Source organism: Sinorhizobium chiapasense (assembly GCF_036488675.1).
GTDB classification, from domain to species: domain Bacteria; phylum Pseudomonadota; class Alphaproteobacteria; order Rhizobiales; family Rhizobiaceae; genus Sinorhizobium; species Sinorhizobium chiapasense.
Genome location: NZ_CP133148.1, coordinates 173,348 through 186,724, shown reverse-complemented (window position 1 = coordinate 186,724; position 13,377 = coordinate 173,348). Strand labels below are relative to the sequence as shown.

At 61.2% G+C, this 13,377-nt stretch carries 8 protein-coding genes; 5 read left to right on the top strand and 3 right to left on the bottom strand.

Annotated features, from left to right (window positions below; all coding sequences use genetic code 11):
* Positions 1-66: 66 nt before the first annotated feature.
* From RB548_RS00860 to RB548_RS00850, 3 genes are all read right to left on the bottom strand, one after another.
* A complete protein-coding gene (locus RB548_RS00860) occupies positions 67-870 on the bottom strand; it encodes a TIGR02186 family protein (protein ID WP_331373194.1) in 804 nt (267 codons plus the stop codon).
* Positions 870-1,796, bottom strand: coding sequence for a sulfite exporter TauE/SafE family protein (locus RB548_RS00855; RefSeq protein WP_331373193.1), 927 nt, complete (start codon positions 1,794-1,796; stop codon positions 870-872). The genes RB548_RS00860 and RB548_RS00855 overlap by 1 nt, the downstream gene beginning before the upstream one ends.
* Before the next feature lie 614 nt (positions 1,797-2,410).
* Positions 2,411-6,097, bottom strand: coding sequence for a peptidoglycan-binding protein (locus RB548_RS00850; RefSeq protein ID WP_331373192.1), 3,687 nt, complete (start codon positions 6,095-6,097; stop codon positions 2,411-2,413).
* Between the two features lie 430 nt (positions 6,098-6,527).
* On the opposite strand from RB548_RS00850, the gene RB548_RS00845 reads away from it, so the two are divergent.
* From RB548_RS00845 to RB548_RS00825, 5 genes are all read left to right on the top strand, one after another.
* A complete protein-coding gene (locus RB548_RS00845; RefSeq protein WP_331373191.1) occupies positions 6,528-8,324 on the top strand; it encodes an acyl-CoA dehydrogenase C-terminal domain-containing protein in 1,797 nt (598 codons plus the stop codon).
* 109 nt (positions 8,325-8,433) lie between these two features.
* A complete protein-coding gene (locus RB548_RS00840; protein ID WP_331373190.1) occupies positions 8,434-9,642 on the top strand; it encodes an acetyl-CoA C-acetyltransferase in 1,209 nt (402 codons plus the stop codon).
* Positions 9,643-9,662: 20 nt separating this feature from the next.
* Positions 9,663-11,876: a 3-hydroxyacyl-CoA dehydrogenase NAD-binding domain-containing protein gene (locus tag RB548_RS00835; RefSeq protein WP_331373189.1), complete on the top strand. Its 2,214-nt coding sequence runs from the start codon at positions 9,663-9,665 to the stop codon at positions 11,874-11,876.
* 222 nt (positions 11,877-12,098) lie between these two features.
* Positions 12,099-12,803 (top strand): hypothetical protein, encoded by a 705-nt coding sequence (locus RB548_RS00830; protein ID WP_331373188.1) that lies wholly within the window; start codon positions 12,099-12,101, stop codon positions 12,801-12,803.
* Positions 12,804-12,945: 142 nt separating this feature from the next.
* Positions 12,946-13,359, top strand: coding sequence for a TIGR02391 family protein (locus RB548_RS00825; RefSeq protein WP_331373187.1), 414 nt, complete (start codon positions 12,946-12,948; stop codon positions 13,357-13,359).
* The last annotated feature ends 18 nt before the right edge of the window (positions 13,360-13,377 follow it).

Below are 13,377 nucleotides of genomic sequence, written 5' to 3'. Positions count from 1 at the left end.
GCGGGATGCTCTAGCCCGCCACCGGACAAAAGAAAACGCGAAGGCGGCCCATGTCGATATAAAGGCCTATTCCTTGCGGAAGAGCAGGCTGGCTCCCCAACCAGTGATAATCGCCAGAAGCACGGCAAAGAGACCGTAGATCAGGGGCTGGTCGTGCGCTGCGCGCGTGATCGCCTGCTCGAGGCCGGTTTTGACGACCGTCAGTGGCAGCGCCTTCGCGGCGACGAAAAGGCCATCCCGGAAAAGATAGGCGCGCACGATATGGACGCCATTCGGCACGTTGGCGGGAAGGCGCACGGACGCCCTGAACAGGCTCGAACTGATGAACTGCACTCCGCCCGGGTCGCGCTGAAAAACACCGCTCTCCTCCCTGATCCGACGGAACGCGTTACGGAACTCGCCTAGATTGCTGCCGTCGCCGACGAAGCCCACGGGCACCAGGCGCATATGGTCTACGCCTATGCCCATGTTGCCCATTTCACCCGGCGGAGCGATCGTCTCGATGTCACGCGTGCTCGACAGCGAATAGGATTCCGGCACCAGCTCGAAGGTCATCGAACGAGTGTTCACCCAGATGCCGAAGACTCGCTCCTTCCTGCGTACCGTCGCGTTTTCCTTGGGGCCCTCCAGCGTGACGATGATGCTGTACTTTCCTTGGGCGAGGAGTTTCTCGTCAAACCCGTCGATGGCACCAAAGATCGTCAGGTCCGCCCCGCGAAAGTCGGAGGTGATGGAGATTTCGTCCGTAGAGATGCCGATCTCGAGCTTCTCCGAGAACTCCGAGAGGTCGTCTTCCCGAACCTGGGCAGCGACCGGCGCTGCGAGAGCAAGGACCATGAAGACGAGGCATAGGCGCGCGAGATCGAACATCAGAAGCCGAGCCCCGCTGAAACGACCGAATAGATATCCTTCGGCGGAATGATGAGTTCGATCGCCAGCCGGATACCGACGGCGAGGACAAGGAGGGCAAGCAGCGCCCGCAACTGTTCGCCACGCAACCGCTGGCCGACGCGAACGCCATATTGCGCCCCGATGACGCCGGCGATCATCAACACGAAGGCGAGCACGATATCGACCGTGTAATTTGTCGATGCCTGGACGATCACGGTGTAAGCCGAGACGAAGACGATCTGGAAGAGCGAGGTTCCGACAACGACGCTCGTCGGAATGCGCAGGAGGTAGATCATCGCCGGCACCATGATGAAGCCGCCGCCGACGCCCATGATCGAGGTCAGGATGCCGATTGCGAAACCGAGCGTGGCGACCGGAATGACGCTCAGATAGATCTTCGATTTCTTGAACCGCATCTTGAGCGGCAGGCCGTGGATCCAGTTGTGCTGCCCCGGCCGGCGGAGTGGCGTCGATTGGTTCTTCGCGGCCTTCCGCATCGCGCCGATGCTCTCCCAGAGCATCAGGCCGCCAACCGAACCGAGCAAAACGACGTAAAGCAGCGAAATCACGAGGTCGAGCTGCCCCACTCGGCGCAACAGCGAGAAAAGCCAGACGCCCAGCGTTGCGCCGACGAGGCCGCCGCAGAGCAGCACCGTGCCGAGCTTGATATCGATCGTGCCGCGGCGAAAATGCGTAATGGCACCGGAGATCGACGAGGCAACGACCTGATTGGCGCCCGTCGCCACCGCCACCACCGGCGGGATGTTGTAGAAGATCAGGAGCGGAGTGATCAGAAAACCGCCGCCGACGCCGAACATGCCGGACAGAAATCCGACGGCCGCGCCCATGCCGAGAATGATGAGTATGTTCACCGACAACTCTGCAATGGGCAGATAGACCGTCACGGCCGAACCTCGATACGACAAAGGCCCGCGACGCGGGCGGAATTGCGACTCCACAATCCCTAACCGGAATGGATTTAGGAATTGTGCAATGCCTACTGCATGTTTCCTTAAATCGGAACCGATTTAAGGACAAAAACATGCAGCAATTCAAAGCGCTACAGCGACCTTTGTGCGTCTGAAAAGACGCACGGCGCTGTAGAATTTATTCGCTTCCTGCGCACATCCGGAGAGACGTGCGGCGCGACGTTTCAAAGTGGCAAGTGATTCACCACGAGCAGGGATGTATGGCGACCGCCCCCGCAGCGACGAGGAACAAGCGGAAATTTCCTCATGCGCCCCCAGGGCCGGAGCTGTCAACCTTTTCAGGCACATGGCCCCAGACTTCGCCCCTGAACCCTGTCGCGCCGATCTGCGGCTTTATTGCGGCGAAGTCGGCTGCTGAAAGCAGCGTACGCTTGGTGTCCGCAGCAATCAAAGTGCTACAGCGTCCTTCGCGCTGATTAGACGCGCGGCGCTGCAGATCATTTCATCGTTCGTTGAAACAGTGAAATAAGCTAGCTCTCGAAACGACGCTATTCCGGACGGAAAACCGTTACGCGCCCCCTGGAATTGCCTTAGGAGTTCCGCTTCAAGAGTTCCTTGACGAGTGCGTCGGTGATCTCTCCGGTCGGTTCCTGGCCAACGGATTTCTGGAAGGCCTTGATGGCAGTAATCGTTTTCTTGCCCAAATACCCATCCGGTGTCCCGGCGTCGAAGCCATTGTTGTTGAGGATAGCCTGGATATTGCGCACGGCCTTGGTCATGTCGACCGTGGCTGTCTTGGTCGGCGGACCGACCCACGCGTCGGGGACATCGACGGTGTTCGCCTTGGCGTCGACCGGCTGGACTTTCCATGCATCGGCCTTCGCCATGGCGTTCGCCAGTTGTTCCGGCTTCATCGCCTTGGCAATCTCGTCGCGCTTTTCGCCGGCATCCTTGTCGCCGTCGCGGGCTGCAATCGAGAACCACTTGTAGGATTCTTCCAGGTCCTGCTTGACGCCATTGCCGCGGGCATAAAGCACCGCGAGGTTGAACTGGCTGTCGCGAACGCCGAGGCTCGCCGCCTTTTCGAACCATTTGGCGGCTTCGTCGAAATCCGGAGCCCCGTCGCGGCCGCTGGCGAGCATGACCGCGAGGTTGTGGGTCGCGCTGGCGTTGCCTGCGGCGGCAGCCTTGAGATAAAGCGTCTTCGCCTTGACCGGGTCGCGCGCGACGCCTGACCCCTTTTCATAAAGATTGGCGAGCCGGTACTCGGCCGGGATCACGCCGGCATCCGCCGCGCGCTGATACCATTTTAGGGCTTCCGCGGGATCTTCCTTGACGCCTCGGCCTTCGGTGAAGCGTGTGCCGATCTCGTAGAAAGCCAGAGGGTCACCACCCTTGGCGGCGGTGACAAGAGCTGGCGGACCAAAGCCTTCGGGAAGGACTATGTCGCCGGCCTTGGCGATCGGCTCGAATGTCTCCGTTTTGGCAGTCACGGCAGGAGCGACCCGAAAGGTCGATGCGCTCGCCTGTGCCGGTTCGCTTGCCGGATGCAGCAGGGGCGCGTGGCTGCTGCCGGCGGGCGCCGTCTCAGCCGTGGCCTTTGTCGCCGGAGCCGCATTTGCTGTGGCGGCCGCCATTGCGGCAGGCGCCGCTTTTGCCGCCGGCGTCGCGGCCGGTGTCTTTACGACGGGGGCAGAGGCCGTTTCCGTCAGGCGGTCGTCCGCGGCCTTCCCTTCTGCAACTTGCGGACCCGCCTTCTGCTCGATCACCGCTGCCGGCTGGATTTCGGGCATGTCCTTGCCCTTGAGGACGGTGCTGACGAGCGGATAGGACATGATCGCCAGGAGCACCGCACCGACCGCCATCAGGATCGGACGGCGATGACGGGCGAAGGCGCCGGCACCGGACGCACCGCTGCCGTCCTTCACGCCGCTCAGTGTATCCGCTTCCTCGACCGCCAATTGCGCGGCCCGGCGCGCAGCAGCGATGAAATCGGCCTTGTCGCCCTCGACGGCTGGCTGACCGCTGCGGGCCATCTGACCGGCGCGGACGCGCTCGAGGATTTTCTTGACGTCCGGCGCACCGGAGCCGGGCTCGAGCAGCTGGTTGGCATCTTCAGGGGCGAGCATCTCGCACGGGTCGATCGATGGAGCGGGTTCGACCACCTGCCGCACACGCTCGGGCATCACCGCGGTTCGTCTTCCGCTGAAGCGACGGGTCAGCCCGGCGAGCAGTCCTGTCCGGGCGGCGGGCGCCGGCTCCCGGATCTCGTCCCTTTCGACCGTCGAAGCCGCCTCGGCAACCACCAGATCATCGACTGTGGCGGAGGTCGGCGCGGCAGCCGCCTCGTCCTCGGCCTGCAGCACCTGGACATTCCGCTCGAGATCGTCGTCGCGATGATCGAGATCGGCATTGCCGAAAGGGTTGCCGAATGCCGGTTGCGCAGCTCTCGGCATTGCGGGCATGTCGCGCGTTATCGCTGCGTCGGGCCGCACAGCGGCAGCGACAGGCGCGCGGTCTTCGAGCAGTTCCAGCTTCTCGGCAATCTGAACAAGGGTCTCATGCAGGACTTCGAACGTCTGCGCAGTGCGTTCGTTGGTCGAACGGCTGAGGTCCTCGAGCGTCCTCAGATCCTCGGCGAGCGCCGAGATTGCCGCCATGTCGCCGCTGGCATGCATCGGGCCATTCTTGGTAAAGGCCTCCATGACTGCTTCGGCCGCTTGGCGGGCTGCTTCGATAATGTATTCGTCGCTGGTTGCCAGATAGTCTTCAAGCGCGCTCATCCGGCTTTCGAAATCCACCGGAGCCACACCGGCCTCGACGCGCGGCTGGCTGATCAACGTCGACAGGTTGGCGATCTGGGACTCAAGGTTGCGCAGCGCTTCACGGTCGTCGAACGGCGCGGCATGCGTTTCTTCCAGGCGTTGCGCGATATCCGCGAGGCGGTCTTCCAGACGCTCGAAGCGTTGGTCCGTCACGGGCTGCTGCCCGTGCATGCCCAGGTCATCGATCCGGCGCGCGAGATAGTCGAGGCGCTCTGCTAGAGCCGTGTTGACGCTGCCCTGGTCCAGAGCCTCGATTCGCTGGGAAATGTCGGCAAGATAGTCAGCCAGTTCCGCTTGCGCATTTTTCTGGTTGCTTTCGAGCAGCATCGAGAGCCCCTCGAGGCGCTCCTCGAGCCGCGCGGCCGCCTTCTCGCTCGACAGTTCCTCAATGCGCGCCGTCAACGCTTCGATCCGTGCACCGAGCCCGGCCTCGACCGGACGAGCGACTTCGTCGATCTGGCGCGAGAGATCGCCAAGTCGACTTTCGAGCCGACTGACGAAAGCATTGTCAGAGTCCGCTGCACTGCGGCTACTGACGGCGATTGCCCGGCTGATTTCATCGAACCGTGCATCAAAATCCGCGAGCTGCGAGACGAGGCGGCCGTCATCCGGCTGCATCTGCCGTCCCAAGAGCTCGATCGCATCGGCGATCGCGAGCAGCTTTTCCTCCAGTACGTCGAAGGCCGCTCCGTTGTTCAGTGCGCCGATTTGCGACTTGATGTCATCGAGTCTGCAGGCGAGCGCCACCAGTTCGTCGTCACGGTTCCGGTCAAAGGCGTTCAGGCGGTCCTCGACGCCGCTCCAGCGGTCTTCCAGGCGGCGGATACCGTCTTCGCGCGCAAGGCCGTCGATCAGCGCCCTCAGGCCATCGAATTCGACACGCAGCGCGTCCGCCTGAGCAGGCGACGCCTGTCGGGCGAGCTGATGGATGCCGTCCGCCAGGCGCTGCATATCTGCCCGAATGTCCTCGGCGAAAAGATGATCCTGCGCCTCGGCCTTGATGCCGCGGATTTCCGATCGCAGAGCACTCAGTTCGCGAACGAGTCCATCGTTTATGTCGCGCTTCAGTTCCTGCCTCAGGCCGACCAGTGCTTCGGCTATGTCGGCCGCAGCCGATGCTGATCGCGCCGGTGCGACCTGCGGCCGCGGGTCTTCGTGTGCACGGCCGGAGGAAAAGCGATCGGCCTCTCGCGCCGCAATGCGTTCGCGCAGCGACGTTCGCTCGCGGCTGGCGCTCAAAGCGCGCTGGCGCTGCAGAATTTCGGAGACAGCGTCGCTGGTCGTCGTCGAGCGCTCGGTCTGACGGTGCTGAACCTCGCGTCCCGCCCCGCTCATCAAGCCCTCGATGCGCGCCTCGAGGCCTTCAATCGTGCGGTTCAGGGCATCAAGCGACGGCCTGTCGCCATAGGACGGGTTACTTGCGCGCTGAGGATTGGATCGCGATCCGTTCATTGTCTCTTCGCCCCTGTCGTTGACCATCATCGAAAGCCGCGAAAGAAGGAATCCAGCCTCCGAGGTCGCGGTACGATCGATGCGATCAAAGCAACAACGACAACGCGAGGACGGGACCGGTTGCAGCTTTGACCATCTCACCACCCACAATTCATTAAACGTGGTAAATAAGCAGTTAATCACCTTAAATTTTTTAACGTTTTGTCAGGATCCCGGCTGTCGCGCGCGCTCGGCGCGCGGGTTTCCCCTTCGGGCGGCGCGTCTGCGAAACTTTTCAACATCGCCAATTTTGACGTTTACGCAAACGTCAAAATTTTGTAGCATCCTGCCGACGATGCGAGACTGCGCCCAGCGGTATACGCTCAAAGCATTGAGAATCGGGCAGCCCCACCCTGGCGCGTGCCCGAAGGGACATAAAGGCGAGGAACGAATGCCCATCTACAAGGCCCCGGTCGACGACACCCTGTTCATCCTCAACGATGTGCTCGGCATAGAGCGCTACAACAATCTGCCGGGTTTTGCCGATGCGACACCCGACACGATTGCGGCGATCGTCGGCGAGGCTGCCAAACTTGCGGAAGAGGCTCTTTTCCCGATCAACCTCACCGGCGACCAGGAGGGTTGCACGCGCCATGAGGACGGCTCGGTCAGCGTGCCGAACGGTTTCAAGGAGGCTTTCGACCTCTATCGCGAAGGCGGCTGGCTGGGCCTTGCGGCACCGGAAGAATTCGGCGGACAGGGCCTGCCCTACACGCTGCACACGGCGGTCGGTGAATTCTTGTCCGCCGCGAACATGTCGCTGATGATGTATCCGGGCCTGACGCAAGGGGCGATCGCCGCCATCCTCGTCCACGGTTCGGAGGAACAGAAGCGGACCTATCTGCCGAAGATGGTCGACGGCACCTGGACCGGTACGATGAACCTGACCGAGCCGCATTGCGGCACCGACCTCGGCCTCTTGCGCACCAAGGCTGTGCCGAACGGCGACGGCTCCTACAGGATTTCCGGCCAGAAGATCTTCATCTCCGCAGGCGAACACGACATGGCTGAGAACATCATCCATCTGGTGCTCGCCCGCATCGAGGGTGCCCCGGAAGGCGTCAAGGGCATCTCGCTCTTCATCGTTCCGAAACACAAGATCAACGACAGCGGCGAACCCGGAGAGCGCAACGGCGTTTCCTGCGGCGCGATCGAAGAGAAGATGGGAATTCACGGCAATTCGACGTGCGTCATGAACTACGACGCGGCGACCGGCTACCTGATCGGCGCGGAGAACAAGGGGCTCAGCGCCATGTTCGTGATGATGAACGAGGCCCGTCTTGCCGTTGGCATGCAGGGGCTTGCGATCGCGGAGGTCGCCTATCAGAACGCCGCCAACTACGCCCGCGAGCGCCTGCAGGGCCGCTCGCTTTCCGGCCCGAAGGCACCAGACAAGAATGCGGATCCGATCATCGTCCACCCGGACGTGCGCCGTACGCTGATGACGATCAAGGCCTTCAACGAGGGCGGCCGCGCCTTCACGCTCTGGACGGCGCTGAAATCCGATATCGCCCACCGCTCCGACAGCGAAGAGGACCGCCAGGCGGCCGACGACATTCTCGGCCTGATGACCCCGATCCTCAAAGGCGTTTTGACCGACAAGGGGTTCGACCACACGGTCATGGCGCAGCAAGTCTTCGGCGGTCACGGCTATATCGAAGAGCACGGTATGAGCCAGTACGTGCGCGATGCCCGCATCGCCATGATCTACGAGGGTGCCAACGGCATCCAGGCACTCGACCTCGTCGGCCGCAAGCTGGCGATGAACGGCGGCCGCGCTGTCATGGCGCTCTTCAAGGAAATCGGCGATTTCTGCGAGGAAAACCGCAACGACGAGAAGCTGTCGGGCTATACGAAGGCGCTCAAGAAAGGCCTGAACGATCTTCAGGCGGCGACCATGTGGTTCATGCAGAACGCCATGGCGAAACCCGACAATGCCGGCGCCGGCTCGACCGACTACATGCATCTCTTCGGCCTGGTCGTGCTCGGCTACATGTGGGCGAGGATCGCGAAGACGGCGGAGGAGAAGCTCGCCGCTGGAGAAACCGAACGCACGGACTATTTGAGGAGCAAGTTGATCACGGCCAGGTTCTTCATGGAGCGCATCATGCCGGAAACGGCGCTGCGGAAGGCCCGCATCGAAACCGGCGCCGACACGCTGATGGCGCTGGACGCGGCGGCGTTCTGATTTCACACTCGGAGCGGGATGAGGAAAGCGCGAGGCGGCTTCGGCAAGCATCCCGCTCCAATGCATCAAGCGCGGCTCGAAGCGATGCCGCCCAAAGGGAGATCGAGAGATGACGAAAGTCTTCGTTTACGACCACGTGCGCACACCGCGCGGCCGTGGCAAGAAGGACGGATCGCTGCACGAGGTGCCGTCCGTCCGCCTCGCGGCCAAGATGCTGGAGGCGGTGCGCGACCGTAATGGCCTCGACACGTCGACCGTCGACGACATCATCATGGGCTGTGTCGATCCGGTGATGGATGCAGGCTCGGTCATCCCCAAGGCGGCCGCCTTCGAGGCCGGCTATTCGACGCGCGCGCCGGGCATGCAAATCTCGCGGTTCTGCGCATCCGGCCTCGATGCCGTCAACTTCGGCGCCGCGAAGATCGCCCAAGGGGCGGACGACATCGTCATCGCAGGCGGCGTCGAATCCATGTCGCGCGTCGGTCTCGGCATGTCCGGCGGCTCCTGGTTCATGGACCCCTCCGTCAACCTGCCGGCCTATTTCATGCCGCAGGGCGTCTCGGCCGATCTCATCGCCACGAAATACGGCTTCTCGCGCGATGACGTCGACGCCTATGCGGTCGAAAGCCAGAAGCGTGCAGCCAGTGCCTGGGAAAAGGGCTACTTCAAGAACTCGGTCGTGCCGGTCAAGGACCAGAACGGCCTGACTATTCTCGACCGTGACGAGCACATGCGCCCGACCACCGACATGCAGGCGCTCGCATCGCTCAACCCCTCCTTCCAGATGCCCGGCGAGATGGGCGGCTTCGAGGCCGTCGCCATCCAGGCGCATCCGGAAATCGAGCGGATCAACTACGTCCACCACGCCGGCAACTCCTCCGGCATCGTCGACGGCGCGGCCGCCGTTCTTCTCGGCTCCAAGGCCGGCGGCGAATCCATGGGACTGAAGCCGCGCGCCCGCATCCGCGCCTTCGCCAATATCGGCTCCGACCCGGCGCTGATGCTCACAGGTCCGGTGGACGTCACCGAAAAGCTCCTGAAGCGTGCCGACATGAAGCTTTCCGATATCGATCTCTTCGAGCTGAACGAGGCTTTTGCCGCCGTCGTCCTGCGCTACATGCAGGCCTTCGACATCCCGCATGACCAGATCAACGTCAACGGTGGCGCGATCGCCATGGGCCATCCGCTCGGAGCTACCGGCGCAATGATCCTCGGTACCGTTCTGGACGAACTGGAGCGCCGCGACCTCAACACCGCGCTCGTCACGCTTTGCATCGGCGCCGGCATGGGCACCGCCACCATTATCGAACGCGTCTGATCCGATCCGGGAGAGAGAAAATGTCTTACACGAACTTCAAGATCGAAACCGACGCCGACGGCATCGCGCTCGTCACCTGGGACATGCCTGAGAAGTCGATGAACGTCTTTACCCAGGAGGTGATGGAGGAACTCAACGCGATCGTCGACCAGACGACCGCCGACACGGCCGTCAAAGGCGTCGTCTTCACTTCTGGCAAGTCGTCCTTCTCCGGCGGCGCCGATCTCTCGATGATCAAGTCGATGTTCACCTTCCAGGCGGAGGAAAAGAAGAAAGACCCGGCCAACGCCGCGCAAAAGCTCTTCGACCTCGTCGGTCGCATGACAGGCCTCTTCCGCAAGCTCGAAACCTCAGGCAAGCCGTGGGTCTCGGCGATCAACGGCACCTGCATGGGCGGTGCCTTCGAGCTGTCGCTTGCCTGCCACGGCCGTGTCGCCTCGAATTCCAAGGCGGTGAAGATCGCCCTGCCGGAAGTCAAGGTCGGCATCTTCCCTGGCGCCGGCGGCACCCAGCGCGTGCCGCGCCTCACCAACGCGCAGGACGCATTGCAGATGATGACGACCGGTTCGTCGCTGACGGCGGCACGTGCCAAGGCGATGGGGCTTGTGCACGAAGTCGTCGATCCGGACAAGCTGATCGACGCCGCCAAGGCGATGATCAAGAACGGCCTGAAGCCGGTACAGCCCTGGGACGAAAAGGGCTTCAAAGTGCCGGGCGGCGGCATCTGGACGCCGGCTTCGGCCCAACTCTGGCCCGCCGCCTCCGGCATTCTTCGGCGAGAAACCTATGGCAACTATCCAGGTGCAATCGCCATCCTGAAATGCGTCTACGAAGGCCTGCAAGTGCCGTTCGACACAGCTCTCAAGATCGAGCAGCGCTATTTCACCGAGATCCTGCAGACGACCGAAGCCTTCTCGATGATCCGCTCGCTGTTCGTCTCGATGCAGGAACTCGGCAAGGGCGCGCGCCGCCCCGCCGGCGTGCCGAAGTCCGAATTCAAAAAGGTCGGCGTTGTCGGCGCCGGCTTCATGGGTGCCTCGATCGCCTACGTCACCGCTGCCGCCGGCATCCCCGTTACGCTGATCGACCGCGACATGGAAACGGCCGAAAAGGGCAAGGCGCATTCGGAAGGGCTGGTGAAGGAATCGATTGGTAAGGGCCGGCTGACCAAAGAAGAGGGCGAAGCGCTGCTTGCCCGCATCACGCCTTCGGCCGACTTTGGCGACCTCAAGGATGCGAGCCTCGTCGTCGAGGCGGTCTTCGAGGACCGGCAGGTCAAGAAGGATGTGATCGAGAAGATCGAAGCGGTGATTGCCGAGGACGCAATCTTCGCCTCCAACACCTCGACGCTGCCGATCACCGGCCTTGCCAAGAATTCGAAGCGGCCGGAACAATTCATCGGCATCCACTTCTTCTCGCCGGTCGAGAAGATGATGCTGACCGAAGTGATCCTCGGTAGGGAGACAGGCGACAAGGCGCTCGCGACCGCACTCGATTATGTCGCCGCGATCAAGAAGACGCCGATCGTCGTCAACGACACCCGCGGGTTCTACGTCAACCGCTGCGTCTTCCGCTATATCCACGAAGCCTACGACATGCTGATCGAAGGCGTGCCGCCGGCAATGATCGAGAACGCCGCCAAGATGGCCGGCATGCCGGTCGGTCCGCTGTCGCTCAACGACGAAGTGGCGATCGACCTCAGCCAGAAGATCCTGAAGGCCACCGTCGCCGATCTCGGTGACAAGGCCGTCGATCCGCGGCATATGGCGCTGATCAACAAGATGGTCGACGAACTCGATCGCCGCGGCCGCAAGAACGGCAAGGGCTTCTACGAATATCCAGCGAAACCCGCCAAGAAATATCTCTGGCCGGAGCTGAAAACGCTCTATCCGCAGCAGAGTGCCGACAAGATCGACGTCGAGGTTCTGAAACGGCGCTTCCTCGCAACCATCGCGCTGGAAGCCGCCCGCACCATCGAGGAAGGCATCGTCACCGACCCGCGCGAGGCCGATGTCGGCTCCATCCTCGGCTTCGGCTTCGCGCCCTATACCGGTGGCACGCTGTCCTACATCGACGGCATGGGTGTGAAAGCCTTCGTCAAGCTCTGCGAGAAGCTCGCCAAGAACTATGGAGCCCACTTCAAGCCGACGCCGCTGCTAAAGGAGATGGCGGAAAAGGGCGAGACTTTCTACGGACGCTTCGATCCCTATGGAGAGGCGAAGAAGGCGGCGTAAACCGCCTACCCTACGAAACCGAGGGCCGTGTCTGATGATGCGGCCCTTTTCTTTTATACTGAGGTTATCGCGAGTCACGCCGCGGCCGATTCGGTGTGGGCGATTTCATTCTCTGGATAATCCCTCCCAATCGCCATTCATCCTATTGAAATTGCTATCATATTCTACACTTGACAAAATGATGCTGTGTGAGAGCATCCATTTGCAACCATGGAGAGTAGTATGGCCGAGAAAAATCGCTATCCCCAAATTCCAAGTACTGTTTGGTGGGGTGTTAGAGCAATTCTCAAAAGGACGCCAACGGCTACTATTGATGAGCGCTTGTTGGGCGCTCAACTTGACGTTCAAGAAGCAGCCGCTCGCGCGTACGTCGCAGAATTGAAAGCTGTGGGAATCCTCACTGATGATGGGAAGGCAACGTCCACGGCCCAGAAGTGGCGAATGGACGATACTTACGGCGAAGCCGCTCAAGAACTAGTCGCCGCGAACTATCCCGAAGGTTTGCTTCACCTCGCTCCAGTTGAAGAAGGAGACAGGCAAAAGATAGTAAATTGGTTTCTCCGCGAAGGCTTAGGTCAAGGCGCAGCCGGAAACAAAACGGCAACGTACTTGCTGATCGGTAGCCCTAGTCCAAATGAGGCACCATCGCGGGCAAACGGCCGATCACCAAAGGAGAATGGCGACAAGTCCAGCAAGGTGAACCAGCGAGGCAATGCCTCACCACCGAAACGCAGTGCCGCGGGCGGGGCTACGCGGTCCTCCGGAAGTGAACCAGAAGGCTTTGCGCGAGCATCGGCAAAAGCACAGGAAGCGTTTCCTTTGAATGTTAACGTACAGATTCACATCAGTGCTGATGCCGGCTCTGAGCAAATAGAGTCGATCTTCGCCGCTATGAGGCGTTATCTGTATGACATACCGAATAATTGAAGGCATACGGCGATTTCAGGAGCATTTACTTGAGTTGGGATTGGCCCGAGCCGTTTTGGCGGTTCCAGCTCCAAGGATGCTTGGGGTATCATCGCCGACAGCGGAAGATTCTGAGCCAGCAAGTGTGTTCACACGAGTCATCGTGGAGCCCGAAATAGAGCGCGTCTCACGCGATCTTTTTGTTTCTGGGCATTACTCTGTTGCTGTGCAGGAGGCCTACAAGGCGGTTGACAAGTTCATCGCCGAAAGAGTGGGCTCGCGCTCGGTAACCGGCACTCAATTGATGGAGTCCGTGTTCAGTCCAAGCTCACCAAAGCTGTACTGGACAGAACGCAGCACTCAATCTGAGGTCGATGAACAAAAGGGTTATCAGCGTCTTTATGCAGGCGCGATGCTAGGTATAAGAAATCCGGTGACGCACGAGTTTAATTGGGTTGACGAACCTGAGATGGCTTTGGAGCTAATTGTCTTTGCACAGCACCTGCTCCGCAAAGCCAAATCTGCGAAAATGGAGGCTATTCAGAAAGAGAACGTGACCGGCGGAGCCAATGGTTGACCAAGATCAAGTTCTCGG